The sequence below is a fragment of the Streptococcus sanguinis genome (assembly GCF_019929225.1).
GTDB classification, from domain to species: domain Bacteria; phylum Bacillota; class Bacilli; order Lactobacillales; family Streptococcaceae; genus Streptococcus; species Streptococcus sanguinis_J.
The window spans coordinates 71,895-95,517 of sequence record NZ_JAHZPA010000007.1 but is presented as its reverse complement, the minus strand read 5'-3'; the positions used below and the strand labels follow the sequence as shown (position 1 = coordinate 95,517).

General features: G+C 40.9%; 21 protein-coding genes. 15 read left to right on the top strand and 6 right to left on the bottom strand.

The features are described from left to right. Positions 1-48: 48 nt before the first annotated feature. Positions 49-1,671, bottom strand: coding sequence for an ATP-binding cassette domain-containing protein (locus tag K1I80_RS10760; RefSeq protein ID WP_002899531.1), 1,623 nt, complete (start codon positions 1,669-1,671; stop codon positions 49-51). A 290-nt stretch (positions 1,672-1,961) separates the two neighbouring features. Here K1I80_RS10760 and trpS point away from each other — a divergent pair, with 290 nt between their 5' ends. Next, complete coding sequence (gene trpS / locus K1I80_RS10755) at positions 1,962-2,987, top strand: tryptophan--tRNA ligase (RefSeq protein WP_223313931.1); 1,026 nt, start codon at positions 1,962-1,964, stop codon at positions 2,985-2,987. 204 nt (positions 2,988-3,191) lie between these two features. Further along, positions 3,192-4,673 (top strand): IMP dehydrogenase, encoded by a 1,482-nt coding sequence (gene guaB, locus K1I80_RS10750; RefSeq protein WP_111676888.1) that lies wholly within the window; start codon positions 3,192-3,194, stop codon positions 4,671-4,673. Between the two features lie 180 nt (positions 4,674-4,853). Here guaB and recF read toward each other — a convergent pair whose 3' ends face one another. Continuing rightward, a complete protein-coding gene (gene recF / locus K1I80_RS10745) occupies positions 4,854-5,948 on the bottom strand; it encodes a DNA replication/repair protein RecF (RefSeq protein WP_223313930.1) in 1,095 nt (364 codons plus the stop codon). Between the two features lie 2 nt (positions 5,949-5,950). Then, a complete protein-coding gene (gene yaaA / locus K1I80_RS10740) occupies positions 5,951-6,349 on the bottom strand; it encodes a S4 domain-containing protein YaaA (RefSeq protein ID WP_223313929.1) in 399 nt (132 codons plus the stop codon). A 187-nt stretch (positions 6,350-6,536) separates the two neighbouring features. Here yaaA and yfmF point away from each other — a divergent pair, with 187 nt between their 5' ends. The 8 genes from yfmF to K1I80_RS10700 all read left to right on the top strand — a co-directional run bounded on the left by yfmF (position 6,537) and on the right by K1I80_RS10700 (position 13,764). Next, on the top strand, positions 6,537-7,784 hold the full coding sequence (gene yfmF / locus K1I80_RS10735) for an EF-P 5-aminopentanol modification-associated protein YfmF (protein WP_317627756.1): 1,248 nt from the start codon (positions 6,537-6,539) through the stop codon (positions 7,782-7,784). Continuing rightward, complete coding sequence (gene yfmH, locus K1I80_RS10730) at positions 7,784-9,079, top strand: EF-P 5-aminopentanol modification-associated protein YfmH (RefSeq protein ID WP_223313927.1); 1,296 nt, start codon at positions 7,784-7,786, stop codon at positions 9,077-9,079. The genes yfmF and yfmH overlap by 1 nt, the downstream gene beginning before the upstream one ends. Before the next feature lie 33 nt (positions 9,080-9,112). Next, entirely contained in the window at positions 9,113-9,967 is an 855-nt protein-coding gene (rodZ, locus tag K1I80_RS10725) for a cytoskeleton protein RodZ (RefSeq protein WP_075202717.1), read from the top strand. A gap of 16 nt (positions 9,968-9,983) precedes the next feature. Then, positions 9,984-10,523 carry a CDP-diacylglycerol--glycerol-3-phosphate 3-phosphatidyltransferase gene (pgsA, locus tag K1I80_RS10720; RefSeq protein WP_048773852.1) on the top strand — a complete coding sequence of 180 codons (540 nt, stop codon included), beginning with the start codon at positions 9,984-9,986 and terminating at the stop codon, positions 10,521-10,523. Between the two features lies 1 nt (position 10,524). Then, positions 10,525-11,361 carry an energy-coupling factor ABC transporter ATP-binding protein gene (locus K1I80_RS10715; RefSeq protein ID WP_223313926.1) on the top strand — a complete coding sequence of 279 codons (837 nt, stop codon included), beginning with the start codon at positions 10,525-10,527 and terminating at the stop codon, positions 11,359-11,361. After that, entirely contained in the window at positions 11,337-12,176 is an 840-nt protein-coding gene (locus tag K1I80_RS10710) for an energy-coupling factor ABC transporter ATP-binding protein (RefSeq protein ID WP_223313925.1), read from the top strand. Before K1I80_RS10715 ends, K1I80_RS10710 begins: the two co-directional genes overlap by 25 nt. After that, positions 12,169-12,963 (top strand): energy-coupling factor transporter transmembrane component T family protein, encoded by a 795-nt coding sequence (locus tag K1I80_RS10705; RefSeq protein WP_223312483.1) that lies wholly within the window; start codon positions 12,169-12,171, stop codon positions 12,961-12,963. The genes K1I80_RS10710 and K1I80_RS10705 overlap by 8 nt, the downstream gene beginning before the upstream one ends. Before the next feature lie 210 nt (positions 12,964-13,173). Next, positions 13,174-13,764, top strand: coding sequence for a LysM peptidoglycan-binding domain-containing protein (locus K1I80_RS10700; RefSeq protein ID WP_002894257.1), 591 nt, complete (start codon positions 13,174-13,176; stop codon positions 13,762-13,764). Positions 13,765-13,896: 132 nt separating this feature from the next. Here K1I80_RS10700 and K1I80_RS10695 read toward each other — a convergent pair whose 3' ends face one another. The 3 genes from K1I80_RS10695 to sdaAB are packed head-to-tail and all read right to left on the bottom strand — an operon-like array spanning position 13,897 to position 16,148. Next, the gene (locus K1I80_RS10695) at positions 13,897-14,544 is read right to left on the bottom strand and encodes an HAD family hydrolase (protein WP_223313924.1); all 648 of its coding nucleotides are present in this window, start codon (positions 14,542-14,544) and stop codon (positions 13,897-13,899) included. A gap of 51 nt (positions 14,545-14,595) precedes the next feature. Continuing rightward, positions 14,596-15,468: an L-serine ammonia-lyase, iron-sulfur-dependent, subunit alpha gene (gene sdaAA, locus K1I80_RS10690; RefSeq protein WP_223313923.1), complete on the bottom strand. Its 873-nt coding sequence runs from the start codon at positions 15,466-15,468 to the stop codon at positions 14,596-14,598. Positions 15,469-15,476: 8 nt separating this feature from the next. Then, positions 15,477-16,148 carry an L-serine ammonia-lyase, iron-sulfur-dependent subunit beta gene (gene sdaAB / locus K1I80_RS10685; RefSeq protein WP_002899403.1) on the bottom strand — a complete coding sequence of 224 codons (672 nt, stop codon included), beginning with the start codon at positions 16,146-16,148 and terminating at the stop codon, positions 15,477-15,479. Positions 16,149-16,446: 298 nt separating this feature from the next. Between sdaAB and mnmA the strand changes: the two genes are divergently transcribed. The 5 genes from mnmA to dnaB all read left to right on the top strand — a co-directional run bounded on the left by mnmA (position 16,447) and on the right by dnaB (position 23,623). After that, positions 16,447-17,568 carry a tRNA 2-thiouridine(34) synthase MnmA gene (gene mnmA, locus K1I80_RS10680; RefSeq protein WP_223313922.1) on the top strand — a complete coding sequence of 374 codons (1,122 nt, stop codon included), beginning with the start codon at positions 16,447-16,449 and terminating at the stop codon, positions 17,566-17,568. A gap of 137 nt (positions 17,569-17,705) precedes the next feature. Next, complete coding sequence (gene mnmG / locus K1I80_RS10675) at positions 17,706-19,613, top strand: tRNA uridine-5-carboxymethylaminomethyl(34) synthesis enzyme MnmG (protein WP_223313921.1); 1,908 nt, start codon at positions 17,706-17,708, stop codon at positions 19,611-19,613. Between the two features lie 187 nt (positions 19,614-19,800). Next, positions 19,801-21,792, top strand: a complete 1,992-nt coding sequence (locus tag K1I80_RS10670) for a GGDEF domain-containing protein (RefSeq protein ID WP_457654941.1) — start codon at positions 19,801-19,803, stop codon at positions 21,790-21,792. Beyond that, complete coding sequence (gene rplI, locus K1I80_RS10665) at positions 21,789-22,241, top strand: 50S ribosomal protein L9 (RefSeq protein ID WP_002894242.1); 453 nt, start codon at positions 21,789-21,791, stop codon at positions 22,239-22,241. Before K1I80_RS10670 ends, rplI begins: the two co-directional genes overlap by 4 nt. A 26-nt stretch (positions 22,242-22,267) precedes the next feature. Beyond that, positions 22,268-23,623, top strand: a complete 1,356-nt coding sequence (gene dnaB, locus K1I80_RS10660) for a replicative DNA helicase (protein WP_223313919.1) — start codon at positions 22,268-22,270, stop codon at positions 23,621-23,623.

Below are 23,623 nucleotides of genomic sequence, written 5' to 3'. Positions count from 1 at the left end.
GTTGTTTCATGCCTCTGTAAAGCTTTGTAAACGTAAATTGACAAGGAATTAATCTTTCCAAAGTTCTTTGACTTTTGCCTGAACTTCTTGATTTTCCAAGAATTCATCATAGGTTTCGTCAATGCGGTCAATCACACCGTTTTTAGACAAGACAATGATATGGTTGGCCAAGGTTTGAATAAATTCATGGTCATGGCTAGCAAAAATAATGGATCCTTTGAAGTTTTTCAATCCATCATTTAAGCTGGAGATTGATTCCAAATCTAAGTGATTGGTTGGATCGTCTAAGACTAAAACGTTGGATTTAAGCAACATCAACTTAGATAGCATGACCCGAACTTTTTCTCCTCCTGACAAGACATTGACAGACTTGTTAACCTCATCTCCAGAGAAAAGCATGCGCCCAAGGAATCCTCGAAGGAAGGTGTTGTCATCCTCTTCTTTGCTAGCAAATTGACGCAGCCAGTCAAGGATTGATTCGCCACTAGCAAAGTCACGAGAATTATCTTTTGGTAGGTAAGATTGACTGGTTGTGACACCCCACTTGACAGTTCCTTCATACTCAATATCACCCATCAAGGCACGAATCAAAGCTGTTGTTTGGATATCGTTTTGGCCAATCAAAGCTGTTTTATCGCCAGGACGTAAAATGAAGTTAATATTATCAAGAATAGTTTCTCCATCTATCTTGACAGAAAGGTTTTCCACTGTCAAGAGATCATTACCGATTTCACGTTCTGCTTTAAAGCTGATAAATGGGTATTTACGGCTAGATGGAACAATTTCTTCTAACTCAATCTTGTCAAGCATCTTTTTACGAGAAGTTGCTTGTTTTGATTTTGAAGCATTGGCAGAAAAGCGAGCAACAAATTCTTGAAGTTGCTTGATTTTTTCTTCTGCTTTGGCATTTCGGTCAGCTAGAAGCTTAGCCGCTAGTTCGCTTGATTCTTTCCAGAAATCATAGTTTCCGACATAGAGCTTGATTTTTCCAAAGTCAAGGTCGGCCATATGAGTGCAGACTTTATTTAAAAAGTGACGGTCGTGGGATACAACAATAACTGTATTGTCAAAATCGATAAGAAAGTCTTCCAGCCAAGTAATAGACTGAATATCCAAACCGTTAGTTGGCTCGTCCAGAAGTAAAACATCAGGTTTACCAAAAAGGGCTTTGGCTAAGAGCACTTTAACCTTGTCTCCGTTAGAAAGTTCGCTCATATTTTGGTAGTGAAGATCTTCCGGAATATTGAGGTTTTGCAATAATTGAGAGGCTTCACTTTCAGCTTCCCAGCCACCTAGTTCAGCAAACTCACCCTCAAGCTCGGCCGCACGTACACCATCTTCATCAGAAAAATCAGGCTTCATATAAATAGCATCTTTTTCTTTCATGATGTTGTAGAGATGCTCATTTCCCATGATTACAACATCAATAGCCCGTTCTTCTTCATAGTCAAAGTGGTTCTGGCGAAGGACTGAAAGACGTTCATTTGGTCCTAGAGAAATGTGGCCTGTTGTTGGCTCGATATCGCCAGCTAAAATTTTTAAAAAGGTTGATTTTCCAGCGCCGTTAGCTCCAATCAATCCATAAGTATTTCCTTCTGTAAATTTGATGTTGACCTCATCAAACAATTTTCGGTCACTGAAACGCAGTGATACATCTGATACTGTAAGCAATGTCTTTCTCCTATATATATAATCTTCTTCATTTTACTAGAAAACAGAACTTTTTTCAAATAATTCTGAGATAAAAAGTAAAAAACGAAGCCAAAAGAAAAAAGGAGAATAGAATGAACTAAGACTTTTAGGTTTTACAGCCAGAATAGTTTGTCAATTAAGTTTACAAATATTGTAAAGGGATGTCAATTAAGCTATAAAAACTGGATTTTTTGCTTTTTTCTAGAAACTTCTTTCTCATTTTCATTGAAAATGATATAATGAACTCATTATAAATTGAGGAGTAATAAATGACTAAACCAATTATTTTAACAGGAGATCGTCCGACAGGAAAATTGCATATTGGTCATTATGTAGGAAGTTTACGGAATCGTGTGCTTTTGCAGGATCAGGGTAAATATGATATGTTCGTATTTTTGGCTGATCAGCAAGCTTTGACAGATCATGCAAAGGACCCTCAGACAATTGTTGAGTCTATTGGTAATGTAGCTTTAGATTATCTAGCGGCTGGATTGGATCCTGAAAAAGTAACTATTTTTATTCAAAGTCAGATTCCTGAGTTGGCAGAGTTGTCAATGTATTATATGAATTTGGTGTCATTAGCTCGTCTTGAACGCAATCCTACTGTCAAGACAGAAATTGCGCAAAAAGGATTTGGGGAAAGTTTACCGACTGGATTTTTAGTTTATCCAATTTCTCAAGCAGCGGATATTACTGCTTTTAAAGCTAATTTTGTACCAGTAGGACATGATCAAAAACCTATGATTGAGCAGACCCGGGAGATTGTCCGTTCCTTTAACCATGCTTATCAGACAGATGTTTTGGTAGAACCGGAAGGGATTTATCCTGAAAATGAAGCAGCTGGACGTTTGCCTGGATTGGATGGCAATGCTAAGATGTCTAAGTCTCTCAATAACGGCATTTATTTGGCAGATGATATGGATATTCTGCAAAAGAAAGTCATGAGCATGTATACAGATCCTAATCATATCAGAGTGGAAGATCCTGGAAAAGTTGAGGGAAATATGGTCTTTCACTATCTGGATGTTTTTGGTCGCCCAGAAGATGCTGCTGATATTGCTGAAATGAAAGAACATTATCAAAGAGGTGGTCTGGGAGATGTCAAAACCAAACGCTATCTGTTAGAAATTTTAGAGCGAGAGTTAGGTCCGATTCGTGAGCGTCGTGTGGAGTTTGCTAAAGACATGGGACAGGTCTATCAAATGCTGCAAGAAGGATGCGATAAGGCACGTCAGACTGCCGCTCAGACTCTTTCGGAAGTGAAGTCTGCGATGGGGATTAATTATTTTAAATAACGAACATTATTGATTATGAATCACAAAAACTATCGTTTTTAGTTTAAAAAATGATGGTTTTTATTTTTTGTGTAATAATGATTGACAATTTCCTATAGAATGGTATGATATTAACAACAAAAAAACAGCTCTTATTCAAAGAAAACTGAACTTCAATTTTCTTTGGGTATTAGTTCAAATAAGAAGGAAAAGAGGAAACTGTGGATGTCTAACTGGGACACTAAATTTTTGAAAAAAGGTTTTACCTTTGATGATGTGCTGCTGATTCCAGCTGAAAGCCATGTACTGCCCAATGATGCTGATCTAAGTACCAAGCTTGCTGAGAATTTGACCTTGAATATCCCAATCATTACTGCTGCCATGGACACTGTTACAGAGAGTCAGATGGCTATCGCTATTGCCCGTGCTGGTGGTCTTGGAGTTATCCACAAAAATATGTCTATTGAGCAACAGGCTGATGAAGTTCGAAAGGTTAAACGTTCTGAGAATGGCGTAATTATTGATCCTTTTTTCCTAACGCCAGAGCATACGATTGCTGAAGCAGATGAGTTGATGGGACGTTACCGTATCAGTGGTGTTCCTGTTGTAGAAACTCTTGAAAATCGTAAGTTAGTAGGGATTCTAACTAATCGTGATTTGCGTTTTATTTCTGACTATGACCAACCTATTTCTCGTCATATGACCAGTGAGAATCTTGTAACGGCGCCTGTCGGTACAGATTTAGGAACTGCAGAACGCATTTTGCAGGAGCACCGGATTGAAAAGTTGCCTTTGGTTGACGATAAGGGATGTCTTTCAGGTTTGATTACCATTAAAGATATTGAAAAGGTTATTGAGTTTCCAAATGCTGCTAAAGATGAGTTTGGCCGTCTCTTGGTAGCTGGTGCTGTCGGTGTTACTTCAGATACTTTTGAACGTGCGGAAGCTCTCTTTGAAGCTGGTGCAGATGCGATTGTTATTGATACTGCTCATGGTCACTCAGCTGGAGTTTTACGCAAGATTGCTGAGATTCGTGCTCATTTCCCTGAACGCACCTTGATTGCTGGAAATATTGCAACTGCTGAAGGTGCACGCGCTCTTTATGAAGCAGGCGTGGATGTTGTTAAGGTCGGAATTGGTCCTGGTTCTATCTGTACAACCCGTGTCATTGCTGGTGTTGGTGTTCCCCAAGTAACTGCTATTTATGATGCAGCTGCTGTGGCGCGTGAATATGGAAAAACCATCATTGCTGATGGTGGAATTAAGTATTCTGGAGATATTGTCAAGGCTTTGGCTGCAGGTGGAAATGCTGTTATGTTAGGTTCAATGTTTGCTGGTACAGACGAAGCGCCAGGCGAGACAGAAATCTTCCAAGGTCGGAAATTTAAGACTTACCGTGGTATGGGATCCATCGCCGCTATGAAGAAGGGCTCTAGTGACCGTTACTTCCAAGGGTCTGTTAATGAAGCTAATAAGTTAGTTCCAGAAGGAATTGAAGGCCGTGTGGCGTACAAGGGAGCTGCTGCAGATATTGTCTTCCAGATGCTCGGTGGTATCCGCTCTGGAATGGGCTATGTTGGTGCTGCAAATCTGCAAGAACTTCACGATAATGCTCAGTTTATTGAGATGAGTGGCGCCGGATTAAAGGAAAGCCACCCTCATGATGTACAAATTACAAATGAAGCCCCTAACTATTCAGTTCAATAAAAAATAAAACGAGGTCGGGAATTTTTCCTAACCTCGTTTTAAATTTACGATTTAAATTGACATACCTTTACAATTCAAGAGGTTATAAAAGCTGTTCTAACAACAATTCGATATAATTCGTTCACACTATAAGCAATATTTTGTAAATGAAATTTACAAAAACGTAAACCTCATGTAATGCTAGGATTGAGATATAATTTGTCCTTGCTGAATGGTGAAAATTTTTATATCTTGTGGAAGATTTTTTAAATGTTCTAAAGTTGTTGTAGTAATGAAAGTTTGAATATCCTGAGAGATAGTTTCTAATAATTTTAGTTGACGGTTATTGTCAAGTTCGCTCATTACATCGTCAAGCAACAAAATAGGTGTTTCCTTTGTAATGCTTTCTATTAACTTGATTTCGGCTAGTTTCAGTGATAAAACAAGACTGCGATGCTGACCTTGGCTACCAAAGTTGGCATCCATCTGGTTGATAAAAAAAGCAATATCATCACGATGGGGACCAACACCTGTATTTTTTTTGAATAGATCGCGTTTACGGCTGCTTATTAAGGAAGAGCGGTAAGTTTCTTCTAAATTGTCAATTTGGTGTAAAGGAATAGATGACAGATACTTGACAGTCAATTTTTCCAAATTTTGAGAGATGTCCCAGTGCTTGTCTTGAGCAAAGCTTTCTAACTTTTGCAAAAAATCCAACCGATGCCTTATGACACGACAGCCATAGTCAACCAGCTGCTCATCAAGGACAGTCAAGAAGGTTTCATCAACTTTGTCATTAGCTTTCAGATAGGCATTGCGTTGTTTAAGGACATGATTATAATTTGATAAATCTGACAGATAGACAGGCTTGATTTGTCCAAGTTCAATGTCTATAAATTTACGGCGTAGACTGGGAGAACCTTTAATCAACTGTAAATCTTCAGGAGCAAACAGGACAACATTCATAGTTCCAATGTAGTCTGATAATTTACTTTGTTTCAAGTGGTTGACTTTTGTGATGCGACCTTTTGGTGTCAAGTTAATGTCAAGGGGAATTTTACCAGTCTTTTTTTCTAAGAGACCAGAGACAAGGAGATCATTTTCTATAAAATAAATCAGATCCTTATCTGAGCGTGTGCGGTGGCTTCTTGTTAGGGCTAGGAAATAAACAGCTTCTAAAATATTGGTTTTACCTTGTGCGTTCTGGCCTAGAAAGACATTTAAGCCAGGATGGAAATCAATATCAGCTTCCTGATAATTTCGGAAATGCTTGATTTTTAATGATTGCAGCCACATGATTAGATACCAGGGAAGCGAACAGGGCTTTTAGTAGTTTTCTGCTTTTTAGGTATCCCTGTATTCTTACGCTTTTCTTTTTTAGAAGTCTGCGATTTTTTTAAATCCTTATTCATGGCTTTGACAAGTTCAGCAACTCGTTTTTTTTCTGCGATTTCTTTCTGGTGTTGCAGAATTTCTTCTTGACTAGGGGCTGTTAAATCAATTTCAATTCCTTGCTCGGGAAGGGAAATCCTGTCATTGACACGGAGTTTTTTTCCCCGGCGGTTTTCTGGCTCACCGTTAAAAAGGACTGGATATTCACTTAGAAATGTTTTAATTGCTCCGCCGCTTTGGATAATTCCTGTTTCTTTTAAAAGGGCTTGTAGCGTGATGTAGTCATCAAATAATTTATATTCCATATTTCACCTCAACCCTGTCATTATACCATATTTGTTAGTAAAAAGTGCTGAGGTGCTTTGGATAAAATCGGAAATTTTCTCCTGTTATCAGAAAACGTTTTAATCAGCAAAAAGCTTGGTAGAACAAACAAATCAGAGGCATTTCATGATATAATAGTAGTCTATATTATTCAGTATGAGGGGCGTCATGGAAATCACTAAAGGAGTTCGTCTCCATTTTATTCAATCAGAAAAATTTAAAACAAACAAAATTAAGGTTCGTTTTTCAGCGCCTATGTCCAAAGAAACAGTAGCTGGTCGGGTTTTAACAGCCAGCATGCTAGAAACTGTCAATGCGGTTTATCCTACTTCGCAGGCCTTCAGAGAACGTTTGGCCAATTTGTATGGAGCTGATTATTCTACGAGTCTTTCAAGGAGAGGATTGGTCCATTATTTAGATATCAATCTTTCTTTTGTGCGGGATAAATTTTTGAGTCGCAAGAATGTCCTGACAGATGCCATGCTTGATTTTTTGAAAGCCAGCTTGTTTTCTCCATTGGTAAGTCAGGACGCTTTTGATGAATCTGCTTTTGAAATTGAGAAGAAAAATATCTTGAATGATTTGGAAGCAGAAATTGAGAATCATTTTTATCATGCTCATCGAGAATTAGACAAACTCTTTTATGAAGAAGAGGAAATGCAGATGCCTCGTGTTGGGACGATTGAATTAATCCAGAAAGAGACAGCTGCAAGCAGTTTTGCTGCTTTTCAGCAGATGCTTCAGGAAAATCAGATTGACTTTTTCTTTATTGGGGACTTTAATGAAGTGGCTGTTCGGGAGAAAATTCAATCTTTCAATCTTGCACCTCGCCAACAAGAACTTCAGTTAGTTTATCAGCAAGAATATTCCAATGTTTTACGAGAAGGACTGGAGCAGAAAGATGTCCATCAGTCAATTATTGAGTTGGCCTATCACTTCCCTATTCAGTACGGAGAGAGTGAGCACCTGCCCTTGGTCGTTTTAAATGCTTTGCTAGGTGGCTTTGCCCATTCGAAATTATTTGTCAATCTTCGTGAAAAGGAAGGGCTGGCTTATACAATTTCTAGCAATTTTGATATTTTTTCAGGAATGATGCGGATTTATGCTGGTATTGATCGTAGCAATCGGACCAGAACAGTTGCTTTAATCAACCGACAGATTGCTGATTTGAAGCGTGGGAATTTTAGTCTGGAAGAACTGAATCAAACCAAGAAAATGCTGAGAAATTCAGTATTGTTAGCTCAGGATCGACAGAATACAATCTTAGAGAGAGCTTATATGGCTTCTGTTTTAGGGAAAAAATTCTTATCTCTTGAAGCTTGGCTGGAAGCTTTGGAACAGGTTCGTAAGGATGATATTATCAAAGCAGCTGGTCTCTTAAAATTACAAGCTATTTACTTTATGGAAGGAAAATAATGCAGGGAGAAGTACTAGAAAAAATCAATTATTCAGCAGTGGGAGAAACTGTCTATCAGACAGTATTAGCAAACGGTTTACGTGTTTTTCTTCTGCCTAAAAATGATTTTAATGAAACTTATGGGATTATCTCAACTAATTTTGGTTCAGTGGATACAGGGATTGTTTCACGTGAAACCAAGCAGGTCACTCAATATCCGGCTGGAATAGCTCATTTTTTGGAACATAAGCTTTTTGAAGGCCCGCAAGGAAAGGATTTGCTGCTGGAATTTACTAAGCTAGGGGCTGAGAGCAATGCCTTTACAAGCTTTACTCGGACTAGCTATCTGTTTTCTGCAACGGATAACATTTCAGAAAACCTCCAACTTTTGCAAGAACTTGTGCATCGGGCTGATTTCACAAAAGAATCCATTTTGCGGGAACAGGATATTATCGGTCAAGAAATTGAAATGTATCAGGATAATCCAGATTATCGTCTCTTTTTTGGAGCCTTGGCCAATCTCTATCCTCAAACACCTTTGGCAGAAGACATTGCAGGAACGAAGGAATCTATCTCTGAGATAACCGTCGAAAATTTGAAGGAAAATTTCAAGAACTTTTATCATCCTTCTAATATGACTTTGTTTGTGATTGGTAATTTTGATTTGGAACAGATAGCTGCAGAGATTGCAGAACAGCAGGCAAAATTAGTTTTTGCTGGGAGTTCGGAACCTATTGAAAAAATTCCTGTTAGTCTTCACCCAGTGGTATCAACGGACACCTACCGAATGGAGGTAGCTAGTCCAAAACTGGCAGTTGGGATTCGAGGGACAGATTTTGTTGATGAATCGGAGTTGTATCGCTATAAAATCACTTTGAAACTCTTATTTGCCATGATGTTTGGCTGGACTTCTAAGCGTTTCCAATCCCTCTATGAAAGTGGGAAAATGGATAATTCTTTAACGTTGGAAGTGGAAGTAGAAAAAGATTTTCACTTTGTCATGCTGACGATGGATACTCAGGAGCCGGTGGGACTTTCTCATCAATTTCGCTCAGCCATCAAGAATTTTGATAAGGATCCGGATGTGACAGAAGAGCATTTGGATACGATTAAAAGTGAGATGTTTGGTGATTTTCTGCACGGTTTAAACTCGCTTGAGTATATTGCAACCCAATATGAACCGCATTTGACGGGTGAGAATTTGTTTGATTTGCCGAAAATTTTACAGGATATCAGCCTGAATGATGTGATAAAACTAGGTCATCGATTTATCAATCGGTGTGATATGACAGATTTTACTATTTTTCCAAAATAATTCCAGAATCGTTTTTAAAATTTTGTTAAAATAGTGAAAAATAGAAATAAGGGAAAAGTACGTATGAGAAAAAAAACGATAGGAGAAGTGTTGAAACTTGCCCGGACCAATCAAGGGCTGAGCTTAGAGGAACTGTCAAAAAAGACAGATATCCAGCAGGATTTGCTGGAAGCGCTGGAACGAAATGATTATGATTTGCTTCCTAGTCCTTTCTATGCCCGTAGCTTCTTGCGGAAATATGCTTGGGCTGTAGATTTGGATGAATCCATTATTTTGGAGGCTTACGAAGCTGGTGAGATGATTGTCTTTGATGAAGTGGCACTGGCAGCAGATGAGGAATTTAGGAGCAGAAAAAATAAAAATAAAAGCTCTTTTCTGCCCTTGTTCTATTTTCTCTTGTTGGCTTCAGCTATTGCTGCTTTCGTGGCATACTATATCTGGAGCTATGCTCACACTAATTCGGTAAGTTTCAAAGCATCTAACAGTAATTATAGTCTGGTGTCTTCTACAAGTACTAATAGTCAGATGGGTTCCTTTTCTTCGGCTGATTCTAAGTCAGTTTCTTCCTCGGCTAGCAAGTTGACAGTTGGTGGAAGCGGAGATAATTTGATTGCTGAGTACAGCGGAGCAAGTCAGCCTGTCAAAGTGACCGTTTCTGTGGAGCAAACGACCAATTTGGTAAGCATAAGCGATTCAGAACTAGCCGAAGGCATCACCTTATCTCCTGAAAAATCAAGCCAGACGGTTTCTCTTGAGCCAGGAAATAAGTATCTCATTACGTTAGCACCTGTTAAAGGAGCAACTGTAACGATAGAGGGACAAAAACTAGATACTTCGGCTTTGACTAGTGATAGTGGAACCATTAGTTTGAACATTACGAAAGGATAAAAACGAAGAGAATACCATGAAAAAAGAAAATATTCCAAATGCCTTAACTCTTGTTAGAATTGCTTTAATCCCTGTATTTGTTGTGATTTTAACATTCGGTCATTCTTACACCATGCATATTTTATCGGCTTTTATCTTTGCTTTTGCCAGTATAACTGATTATCTAGATGGTTATTTGGCTCGAAAGTGGGAAGTGGTAACAAACTTTGGTAAATTTGCTGATCCCATGGCTGATAAGCTTTTAGTGATGTCTGCTTTTATCATGTTGATCGAGATGAAAATGGCTCCTGCCTGGGTTGTGGCTATTATTATTTGCCGGGAATTGGCAGTAACAGGTCTACGCTTGCTTTTAGTGGAAACAGGCGGTACAGTCTTAGCGGCTGCTATGCCAGGTAAAATCAAGACCTTCACGCAGATGTTTGCTATTATTTTTCTACTGATTCATTGGACTCTCTTAGGGCAAGTCCTTCTGTATATCGCTTTAATCTTTACGATTTATTCTGGATATGACTACTTCAAGGGAAGTGCCTATCTCTTTAAAGACACCTTTAAATAATATGGAAAATATCATCGAAGTAAGAAATCTTAAGTACAAATACGATAGTGAGTCTGAGAATTACACTTTAAATGATGTCTCTTTTCAAGTAAAAAAAGGGGAATGGTTATCCATTGTTGGCCATAATGGCAGTGGAAAATCAACCACTGTTCGTTTGATTGACGGTCTTTTAGAAGCTGAAAGCGGAGATATTATTATCTCAGGCGATAAACTGACAGCTGAAAATGTCTGGGAAAAACGCAGACAGATTGGTATGGTATTCCAAAATCCAGATAATCAGTTTGTCGGTGCAACTGTAGAAGACGATGTAGCCTTTGGTTTGGAAAATCAAGGGCTGGACTATGATCTGATGGTAGAGCGAGTCCAGCAAGCATTAGAGCTTGTCGGCATGCAGGATTTTAAGGAGCGTGAACCAGCTCGTCTTTCCGGAGGCCAGAAACAGCGGGTAGCTGTTGCAGGTGTAGTAGCTCTGAGACCGGATATTATTATTTTGGATGAAGCAACTAGCATGCTAGATCCAGAGGGACGTTTGGATCTTATCCAGACCGTGAAAAAAATTAAAGATAAGAATCAGCTGACCGTCATCTCTATCACTCATGACCTGGATGAAATAGCCTTAAGCGACCGTGTTTTGGTCATGAAAGAGGGTCAGGTTGAGTCTACCGCTACTCCGAGAGAACTTTTTTCTCGAGAAGATTTGGAAGAGCTAGGATTGGATCAGCCATTTGTTAATCAGGTAAAGGCGGCTTTATGTCAGTCAGGGCTTCCTCTGCCAGACTCTTACTTAACAGAAAAAGAATTGCAGGATCAACTATGGGCATTACTCTCAAAAATGTAAGTTATACTTATCAAGCTGGCACTCCTTTTGAGGGACCAGCGCTTTTTGGAGTGGATTTGGAGATAAAATCGGGCAGTTATACAGCTCTTATCGGGCATACTGGCAGCGGTAAGTCAACCATTCTTCAGCTTTTAAATGGCTTGCTGGTTCCCAATCAGGGTAGTGTTGAAGTAGGCAGTACAGTCATCACAGCTGATTCTATCAATAAAGACATTAAACAGGTGCGCAAGAAGGTCGGTCTAGTCTTTCAATTTCCGGAAAGTCAAGTTTTTGATGAAACAGTTTTGAAAGATGTGGCTTTTGGTCCTCAGAATTTTGGTGTTTCTAAGGAAGAAGCGGAAGCTTTGGCGCGTGAAAAGCTGCACTTAGTCGGAATTTCTGAGGATTTGTTCAATCGCAGTCCTTTCGAACTTTCTGGTGGCCAGATGCGTAGGGTGGCCATAGCAGGTATACTGGCTATGGAGCCTGATATCTTGGTTTTGGACGAGCCGACAGCAGGACTTGATCCATCTGGTCGAAAAGAACTGATGAGGCTCTTTGAAGAGCTGCATCGTGCCGGTATGACCATTGTTTTGGTAACACACCTAATGGATGATGTAGCCAACTTTGCTGATACAGTCTATGTTTTAGATAAGGGCAGAGTAGTCAAGAGCGGTCAGCCTGCTCAGGTCTTTCAGGATCTTGATTTTATGGAGAGTATTCAATTGGGTGTTCCTAAGATTACAAAATTTGCTCACGAATTGGCGGAGAAAGGGATGAATTTCTCGCATTATCCTATTACAATTGAAGAATTCAAGGAGATCTTGCATGGATAAGTTGATTTTAGGTCGCTACATTCCCGGAAATTCAATCATCCATCGTTTGGATCCGCGGAGCAAGTTGCTGGCGATGTTTCTTTTTATTCTATTAATTTTCTGGGCTAATAATCTTGTGACCAATCTGCTGTTGTTTGTTTTCGTTTTTAGTCTGGTCTTGCTGTCTAAGGTTCCTTTGAAGTTCTTTTTAAAGGGTATCCAGTCTATGGTGTTTATCATAGCTTTTACCACCTTGTTCCAGCTGTTTTTGACCTCGGGAGGGGCCACAATCTTCCGATTCGCTTTTGTCAGAATTACAGAACTAGGACTGTCACAGGCTGGCATTATTTTTAGCCGTTTTATTCTGATTATTTTCTTTTCTACTCTTCTGACTCTGACAACGACGCCCTTAAGCTTGTCCGATGCGGTTGAGTCTTTGCTGAAGCCTCTGAAGGTTTTCAAGGTGCCAGCACATGAGATTGGTCTGATGCTCTCTATGAGCCTGCGCTTCGTTCCAACTTTGATGGATGATACTACTCGGATTATGAACGCCCAGAGGGCGCGTGGTGTTGACTTTGGCGAGGGAAAGCTTGTTCAAAAGGTTAAATCTATTATTCCCATTCTAATCCCTTTGTTTGCTTCTAGTTTTAAAAGGGCAGATGCTCTAGCTATTGCCATGGAAGCTCGTGGTTATAATGGAGGTGAAGGTCGGACACGTTTTCGCCGCTTAGCATGGAAAAGAAATGACAGCTTGGCTATTATTAGCTTACTTATATTAGGTACTCTACTTTATATATTGAAAAACTGACCTGCTGTTTAAAGTGTTTTTAGAGAATAGTATAAGTTAAACTTGTCTATTTTTTATTTGGTCAAAGAAAATATTTGGCAAAAAAGCTCTAAAAGTCCGTTTTTAACGTCTAAACTAAATGTTATTGTAACGTTTGACTTGGTAATGTAACTTTTTGGTAATATTTTATGTGTAAGATAGTATTATCATCGAAAGGAGAATTACTTTTTAATGAACAAAAAAACAGCAAAATGGACTTTAACAGGTGCAGTCGCTGCAGCGGCTTTCTTGGTTTCAGGTATTGCAAATGCTGAGACCTATACAGTTGAAGCCGGTGATACTTTATCAGCTATTGCTAACGAAAAAAATACAACTCTTGAGAAATTAGTAGAGTTAAACAAGATTGCAGATCCAAATCACATCCGTGTTGGTCAAATCTTGGAACTTGGAAATAGTGCCAAAACGTCTGAAACAAGCGTAGCAGCAACTGCAACTCCCGTAAATAATTATGCAGCACCTGCAGCAACAGCTAATTCAGCAGCAACTTCAGGAGGCCTTGTACTTAGCAATGGTAATACCGCTGGTGCAACTGGTTCTTATGCAGCATCACGTATGGCAGAAATGACTGGTGTTCCTGCATCAACTTGGGAAGCTATTATTGCCCGTGAATCAAATGGTCAAGTAGATGCTTACAACCCTTCAGGTGCAAGTGGTCTTTTCCAAACAATGCCAGGTTGGGGTTCAACAGCTACTGTTGATGATCAAATCCAATCAGCATATAGCGCCTATAGCGCTCAAGGACTTTCAGCTTGGGGTTACTAAGATAGAAATAAAAAACCACAGATTTCTGTGGTTTTTTGGTTTACAAAAAATTGACTATTTATAAGCAGAAAATGGTAGTGTAGATTAAGATTTAAAGGTAACAATCTTATCTATATTGACAGCTGTGTAAAGTTATGAAAAGTGTTCTTTCAATATTTTTAAAATGTGGTTAGGAGAATTAGCTAGCAAATCTGATCCATTTTCTAGTAACTCTTTTTGGCTGCCAAAGCCCCAAAGGACTCCTAAAGTTAAGATTCCTACTTCCTTACCGCCAATTATATCAAACTTTGTATCGCCTATAATTATGGTTTCTTCTGGATTTGCATCTAGTGTTCGCAGAGCTCGACGCAGAACATCTGCTTTGTGAAATGAATCTGGCAGTGAGCCAAAAATATCATCAAATTGGTCAGAGATAGCTAGATTTGCTAATAAATCTTGTGCTGTGGGTTGATTTTTACTCGTTGTTACATAAATCTGATAGCCGGCTTCTTTTAACTGTTTCAGCAATTCTGGTATCCCCTCATAGAGGCGGACGCCCCAGATGCCTTTTTCCTTATAGAAGCTGCGATAATAGTTAATTGCTTCTGGAACTTGGCTTTCTTCAAGAACAGAAGCGAAGCTTACTTCCAGAGGAGGACCCATAAAACTTTTTATAATACTTTCTTCAGGACACTCTTTTCCAAGTTGTTTAAAGCTGTATTCAAAGGATTCTTGGATGCCCTTTGAACTGTCAACTAAGGTTCCATCCAAATCAAAGAAGATATATTTCAAATGATTCATCTTGTCTCCTTGTTTACTATCTAGTAAATCTACTTGACAAATTTGTCAAGGTTATTCTCCAAAGATTTCTTTTGAAAGTCTGCGACCTGTAGGTGTTGTAGCTAGACCGCCTTCAGCTGTTTCTCTGAAAGCGGTAGGCAGACTTGACCCGACTTGATACATAGCGTCAATGACTTCGTCAACAGGAATTTTAGACTCGATTCCCGCAAGAGCCATATCAGCTGCAATAAAGGCGTAACTGGCTCCCATAGCATTTCGCTTGACACAAGGCACTTCGACCAGACCAGCTACTGGATCGCAAATCAAACCCAGCATATTTTTGATGACAAAACAAATAGCTTGACTAGCTTGAAAAGGTGAGCCTCCAGCAGCCAGAACTAAAGCAGCTGCACTCATAGCTGAAGCGGAGCCGACCTCAGCTTGACAGCCACCTTCAGCTCCCGAAATTGAAGCATTATTGGCAATGACTAGGCCAAAAGCGCCTGCAGCTAATAGAAAGTTTAGCTGTTCTTCTTCTGAGAGTCCCAACTTTTCAATTGCAGATGTGAGAACAGCTGGCAGACAGCCAGCGCTGCCGGCCGTTGGTGTGGCACAAACCAAGCCCATTTTAGCATTATGCTCATTGACAGCAATAGCATTTTTTGCAGCAGTCAGCACAGTGTGGTCTGATAAAGCCTTTCCTGACTGGATATAGTGGTCAAGTTTTGCTGCGTCACCACCAGTCAATCCGCTGCGAGACCTGCTCTCATCGAGTCCAAGAAGGACAGAGGCTTTCATGACTTCCAGATTGCGATGCATCAACCGCAGGACTTCATCTCTTTCGCGACCAGTCAATTCATACTCGGTAGTAATCATCAATTCAGCAACATTTCCTTGGTAATCCAAGTCAGCTTGCTCTACCAATTCTTTGATGGAATAAAACATATTTTCTCCTATTTAAAGAAATTCACATTATGCAGATGAGGAATATTGCGGATTTCATCGATGGCTTCCTCACAGCTGCGGCTGTCAACTTCAATAATCATAATTGCTTTTTCTCCAGCCTTCTCACGGGTGACATTCATCTGAGCTATATTGATATTGTAGCGTGACAGAGCTTCGGTGACATGGGCAATCATACCTGGGACATCCTGGTGGACGATAATGATGGTCGGAGTATTCATGCTCAGAGATACTGAAAAGCCATTCAACTCTGTTACTTGAATGTTGCCGCCACCGATAGAGACTCCAGTCACACTGATTGTTTTATGGTCATTTTTGACTGTAATCTTTGTCGTATTGGGGTGGGGAGCATTGCTATCCTTTTGAATCGTCCAGACAATCTTGATGCCACGTTTATGGGCGATTTCAAGACTGTTAGGAATCTCTGGATCATCTGTATCCATACCTAAAATCCCTGCTACAAGAGCCAAGTCAGTTCCGTGACCTCGGTAAGTTTTGGCAAAAGAGTTAAAGAGCTGGAATTCTACTTCCGTAGGCTCATCGTTAAAAATAGAGGAGACAATTTTTCCGATACGGACGGCACCTGCTGTATGACTGCTTGATGGGCCTATCATAACGGGTCCGATAATATCAAAAACAGATTGAAATCTTAGTGAAGTCATGATTTCTCCTTGCAGCTAATTTATTATTTTCATTATAACAAAGTTAAGGGCTTTCTGCTGATTTTTTAAATGAATTAAAAGTGGATATTATAAAATTTCGTTAGAGAGGAAAGTAAAAGAGAAAATCAATAACTTTACAGCATTGTAAACATTCTTTACATCTACTAATTTTAGTTAAATTTCTGATTTGTTTTCCTAGTCTTTTCGTGCTATAATAGGGCTTGCTCAAGCGACCTTCAATCGTTGAAAGCACAGCACGACCTTCAATCGTGAAATAACGAAAAGATGGGAGAATACAATGAGTGATAACTCTAAGATTCGTGTCGTTGTTGGTATGAGCGGAGGTGTTGATTCATCAGTAACTGCCTTGCTCTTAAAAGAGCAAGGTTACGATGTAATTGGCATCTTCATGAAAAACTGGGACGACACAGATGAATTTGGTGTCTGCACAGCCACAGAAGACTACAAGGATGTAGCAGCTGTTGCAGACCAGATTGGCATTCCTTACTACTCTGTCAACTTTGAGAAAGAGTACTGGGATCGCGTTTTTGAATACTTCTTGGCGGAATACCGAGCTGGTAGGACTCCAAATCCAGATGTCATGTGTAACAAGGAAATCAAGTTTAAAGCCTTCCTTGACTATGCCTTGACACTGGGTGCAGATTACGTTGCAACAGGTCACTATGCTCAGGTGAAGAGAGACAAAGATGGTCTTGTTCATATGTTGCGTGGCAAGGACAATAATAAGGATCAGACTTACTTCCTAAGCCAATTATCACAGGAACAACTGCAAAAGACTATGTTTCCTCTGGGTCATTTAGAAAAACCAGAAGTTCGAGCGATTGCTGAAAGAGCTGGTTTAGCTACAGCTAAGAAAAAAGACTCGACAGGTATTTGCTTCATTGGTGAGAAGAATTTTAAAGAGTTTCTGAGTCAATATTTACCAGCCCAGCCGGGTCGCATGATGACCTTGGAAGGTCGAGATATGGGCCAGCATGCTGGGTTGATGTATTATACCATTGGCCAGCGAGGTGGTCTTGGAATTGGAGGTCAGCATGGGGGAGATAATGAACCTTGGTTTGTGGTTGGAAAAGATCTCAGCCAAAACATTCTTTACGTAGGTCAAGGCTTTTATCATGACAATTTGATGTCAACCAGTCTTGACGCTAGTCAGGTTCATTTCACAAAAGAAATGCCAGAAGAATTTACTATAGAATGTACAGCTAAGTTCCGTTATCGTCAGCCTGATTCCAAAGTGACAGTTACTGTAAAGGGTGACAAGGCAGTTGTCAACTTTGATCAGCCACAGAGGGCTGTTACTCCAGGGCAGGCAGTTGTCTTCTATGATGGAGATGAGTGCCTAGGTGGAGGCTTGATTGACAGAGCTTATAAGAATGGTCAAGTCTTGCAGTACATTTAGATTGACAATTCAGCTCAATCTGCTAAAATAAGATAAGCAATACCTATGATGGTCAAAGCTCATGGATGTTGCAGGCTTTTTTGTCCTGCACTTCTAGAGATTTGGCCTTTTTTGGTGAAAAAATGAAGGAAAAAGAAATGTCACACAATTTTACTGAAAGTTATGATATTATCGTGATTGGAGCAGGGCATGCTGGGGTTGAGGCATCGCTTGCTGCTAGTCGAATGGGTTGTAAGGTTCTTTTGGCAACCATCAATATTGAGATGCTGGCTTTTATGCCCTGTAATCCCTCTATAGGAGGCTCTGCGAAAGGCATTGTCGTCCGTGAAGTAGATGCTTTGGGTGGAGAGATGGCCAAGAATATTGACAAGAGCTATATCCAGATGAAGATGCTCAACACGGGTAAGGGACCTGCAGTTCGGGCTCTTCGGGCGCAGGCGGATAAGGAAGTCTACTCCAAAGAAATGCGGAAGACTGTTGAAAATCAAGAAAATCTGACCTTGCGGCAAACCATGATTAATGAAATCTTGGTAGAAGATGGTAAGGTCATTGGGGTTAAGACAGCGACGCAACAGGAATATGCCGCTAAAGCTGTCATTGTTACCACTGGAACAGCCTTGCGGGGAGAAATTATCATTGGTGATCTCAAGTATTCATCTGGCCCTAACCACAGTCTGGCAGCCATTCCTTTGGCTGATAACCTGCGAGATCTAGGTTTTGAAATTGGTCGTTTTAAGACAGGAACGCCACCGCGTGTCAAGGCATCATCTATCAATTATGATGTGACTGAAATTCAGCCAGGTGATGAAAAGGCCAATCATTTCTCTTACACTTCTCGTGATGAGGACTATGTGAAAGATCAAGTGCCTTGCTGGTTAACTTATACCAATGCGGAAAGTCATGAGATTATTCAAAATAACTTGCATCGGGCGCCTATGTTTTCAGGAGTAGTCAAGGGTGTGGGCCCTCGCTATTGCCCGTCTATCGAGGATAAGATTGTCCGTTTTGCGGATAAGGAACGCCACCAGCTTTTCTTAGAACCTGAGGGTCGTGATACAGAAGAAGTTTATGTGCAGGGGCTGTCAACCAGTCTGCCAGAAGATGTACAAAAGGACTTGGTTCACTCTATCAAAGGTTTAGAAAATGCTGAGATGATGCGGACAGGCTATGCCATTGAGTACGATATGATTATGCCCCACCAGTTGCGGGCAACCTTGGAAACCAAGAAAATTTCTGGGCTCTTTACAGCAGGTCAGACCAATGGGACTTCTGGTTACGAAGAAGCTGCAGGTCAAGGGATTATTGCTGGGATTAATGCGGCCTTGAAAATCCAAGGTAAGCCGGAGTTGATCTTGAAGCGCAGTGATGGTTACATTGGAGTCATGATTGATGATTTGGTGACCAAGGGGACCGTAGAACCCTATCGACTTTTGACCAGCCGAGCTGAATACCGTTTGATTCTCCGCCATGACAATGCAGATATGCGTTTGACAGAGATGGGACGGGAAATTGGTCTGGTAGATGATGAGCGCTGGGCTCGTTTTGAGATTAAAAAGAATCAGTTTGACAATGAGATGAAGCGCTTGGAATCTATCAAACTAAAGCCTGTCAAGGAAACAAACGCTAAGGTAGAAGCGCTTGGCTTTAAGCCTCTGACGGATGCAGTAACTGCCAAAGAATTTATACGACGTCCGGAAGTGTCTTACAAAGATGCGGTTCAATTCATTGGTCCAGCAGCAGAAGAGCTTGATGAGAAGATTATCGAGCTGATTGAGACAGAGATTAAGTACGAAGGTTATATTTCTAAAGCTCTCGATCAGGTTGAAAAGATGAAGCGTATGGAAGAGAAGCGGATTCCAGCTAATATTGACTGGGATGATATTGACTCGATTGCGACTGAAGCTCGACAGAAGTTTAAGAAAATCAATCCAGAAACAATTGGTCAGGCTAGTCGTATTTCTGGTGTCAATCCAGCAGATATTTCCATTTTGATGGTTTACTTAGAAGGCAAGTCCAGAAGCATTTCTAAAAATCAAGCGAAGTAACTCTTGTAAAAGGCTTAGTTTCCTTTGGGAAGCAGCCTTTTTGTGTAAATTTACAAGAGGTTTACAACGTTGTAAACTTTGAAATGCTGTTTTTCGCTTTCTTTACCCTTCTTAAATGCTTTACTTATTGGGAGAAATTCGCTTTTTTCTAGGATTTATGGTAAAATGGCGGAATAAGAGGTCTATGATGAGAAAATTTCGTTTTGCCCCAATTCACTTGGCGATGGCGGGTTTAATTTCCTTTATAATCTTAGCCATCTGTCTGAGGCTTTTTGGTGATAGTTTAGCCATGCTAGCTGCTCTCATGCTTGTGCTGGCTCTTTTGATTGTGCTTTTTATCCAGCAACAGAGAGTATCCGAGCTAGATGAGATTGAGCAGATTCATTATGTCAATCATCAAGCAGAAGGAAGCCTCGCTTCCTTGCTGGATAAGATGCCAGTTGGTGTCATTAAAATCAGTGAAGATAATGGTGATGTAGAGTGGTTTAATCCCTATGCAGAACTGATTTTTACAACCGAAGATGGTGATTTTGATGCAGATATGCTCAAGAATATCATGAAGGCTGCTTATTCAGACTCTGGTCATTATGCTACGGTTGGAGACAAGAAATATTCGGTTTATTTGGACCGTGCATCCAGTGTGTTTTATTTTTTTGATGCATCCAATGAATACGAAGCCACTGTTGGTCTGGTAACAACGCGCCCGGTGATCGGGATTATCTCGGTGGATAATTATGATGATTTGGAAGATGTCGTTTCAGACACGGATATCAGTCATATCAATAGCTTTGTAGCCAACTTCGTGGCAGAATTTTCTGAGCAGTTTCACATGTTTTACCGTCGGGTTGGCATGGATCGGTTCTATCTTTTTACGGATTACACAGTGCTGGAACAGCTGATGGAAAATAAATTTTCTATCATTGATCAATTCCGGACGGAAGCTAAAAATCGAGAGCTGTCGCTGACACTCAGTATGGGCTTTTCTTATGGCGATGGCAATCATGATGAAATCGGTCGGGTCGCCCTGCTTAACCTCAACTTAGCTGAAGTTCGGGGTGGGGATCAAGCTGTCGTCAAAGAAAATAATGACAACATGAATCCAATCTTCTTTGGTGGAGGAACGGCGTCAGCTGTTAAGCGCACGCGCACCCGTACTCGGGCTATGATGACTGCGATCTCTGATAAGATTAAGAGTGTGGATCAGGTCTTTATAGTCGGACATAAAAATCTGGATATGGATGCCTTGGGGTCTTCTCTTGGTATGCAGCTCTTTGCTAGTAATATCATTGAGAAAGCTTATGTGGTCTATGATCCGTCTCAGATGGCTTCTGACATTGAGCGGTCCATTACAAAGCTCAAGCAGGAAGGGGCTGACTATCTGGTTCCGCTTTCTGAAGCAGTAAATATGGTGACCAATCGTTCGCTCTTGATTATGGTTGACCACTCCAAGATATCTCTGACGCTGTCTAAGGATTTCTTTGATCAATTCAGTCAGATTATCGTAGTCGACCACCATCGTCGTGATGAAGATTTTCCCGAAAATGCTGTGATTGCCTATATCGAAAGTGGGGCTAGCAGTGCCAGTGAATTGGTAACGGAGCTGATTCAGTTCCAGAATTCTAAAAAGAATCGTCTCAGTAAGATGCAAGCCAGCATTCTCATGGCGGGGATTATGCTTGACACCAAAGGATTTTCATCTCGAGTCACCAGTCGGACCTTTGATGTGGCCAGCTATCTGCGGACTCGAGGCAGTGACAGTGTTGTGATTCAGGACATTTCCGCTACGAATTTTGAGGAATATCGTGCGATTAATGAGCTGATTTTAAACGGCAAGAAGATATTGCCTAATGTCATTGTAGCAGCTGGTCCAGAGGAGAACACTTACGATACAGTTGTCATCAGTAAGGCAGCTGATACCATGCTCTCTATGTCAGGAATTGAAGCTACTTTTGTCGTGAGCAAGAATACCAAAGGCTATGTGTCTATTTCGGCTCGCAGTCGAAGCAAGATCAACGTTCAGCGAATCATGGAAAAGCTGGGCGGTGGCGGCCATTTCAATCTGGCGGCAGCTCAAATTGAAGGTAAAACAGTTTCTGAGGTCCTTCAGTCGCTGAATCAAGAAATTATGGACCAAGTCATTAAAGAGGAAGTAATAATAGACGAGGAGAAAAAAGGATGAAAGTAATTTTTTTAGCAGATGTAAAAGGCAAGGGCAAAAAAGGCGAAATCAAGGAAATGCCGACTGGCTATGCTCAAAATTTTCTGATTAAGAAAAATTTAGCCAAGGAAGCAACAGCGCAGGCTATCGGTGAACTGCGCGGAAAGCAAAAGTCCGAAGAAAAAGCCCACGCGGAACTAGTGGCAGAAGCTCAAGCTATTAAAGCTAAGTTAGCAGAAGAAGCTACTCTTGTTGAATTTACTGAAAAAGTTGGTCCAGACGGCCGGACCTTTGGATCTATTACAAGTAAGAAAATAGCAGAAGAGCTGCAGAAGCAGTTTGGTATCAAAATTGACAAACGTCATATTAAGGTGGACTCACCGATTCGCTCCATTGGTCTGATAGATGTTCCAGTGAAAATTTATCAGGATATAACTGGGGTGATTCGTTTGCGGGTTAAAGAAGGATAATAGTGATTTGAAGGAAGGATTTACCGATGGCAGAGATTGATGAACTCCGAGCTCAGCCTCAGGATATTTTAGCTGAGCAGTCTGTCTTAGGAGCCATTTTCATTGATGAGAGCAAACTGGTCTTTGTTCGTGAGTATATCGAGCCTGCTGACTTCTTTAAGTATGCCAATCGCTTGATTTTCAAGGCTATGATTGACTTGGCTGACCGCGGCGATGCCATTGATGCAACGACTGTTCGCAATATTTTGGATAGTCAGGGTGATTTGCAGAATATCGGCGGTCTCAGCTACTTGGTGGAAGTGGTCAATTCTGTGCCAACCTCTGCCAATGCTGAATACTATGCTAAAATCGTTGCAGAAAAGGCCATTCTGCGGCGGCTGATTTCGCGTCTGACAGAGTCTATCAATCAAGCCTACGATGGTGACCGTCTGTCAGAGGAAATTATCGCCGGAGCTGAAAAAGCCCTGATTGATGTCAGTGAGACGGCCAATCGCAGTGGCTTTAAAAATATCCATGATGTGCTGAATCTTAACTTTGGCAATCTGGAGGCTCGGTCTCTGCAGACATCAGATATCACTGGAATTGCGACTGGCTACCGTGAGCTGGACAAGATGACGACTGGTCTGCATGAGGAAGAATTAATCATTTTGGCGGCCCGGCCAGCGGTCGGAAAGACGGCCTTTGCCCTTAATATCGCTCAGAATATCGGAACCAAGCTAGATAAGACTGTAGCTATTTTCTCTCTGGAAATGGGGGCGGAGAGCTTGGTGGACCGGATGCTGGCTTCAGAAGGGGTGATTAATTCTCATTCCATTCGTACGGGGCAACTGACAGATGAAGAGTGGCAAAAATATACCATTGCGACAGCTAATCTGGCTAACGCTAGTATCTATATTGATGATACACCAGGGATTCGGATTACAGAGATTCGCTCGCGGGCTCGAAAACTGGCACAGGAAACGGGTAATCTAGGGCTGGTCTTGATTGACTATCTGCAGCTGATTACAGGAACGGGTCGTGAAAACCGCCAGCAAGAAGTTTCGGAAATTTCCCGGCAGTTGAAAATCTTGGCGAAGGAGCTCAAGGTGCCAGTTATTGCGCTGAGTCAGCTCTCGCGTGGCGTGGAGCAGCGGCAGGATAAGAGACCAGTGCTGTCTGATATTCGGGAATCAGGTTCCATTGAGCAGGATGCGGATATCGTTGCCTTCCTTTACCGGGATGATTATTATGATCGAGCTGGCGAGGAGGAAGAAGGCATTCCCAACAACAAGGTTGAAGTCATTATCGAGAAAAACCGGAGTGGGGCGCGTGGTACAGTAGAGTTAATTTTCCAGAAAGAGTATAATAAATTCTCAAGTATTTCCAAAAGAGAGGACGAATAA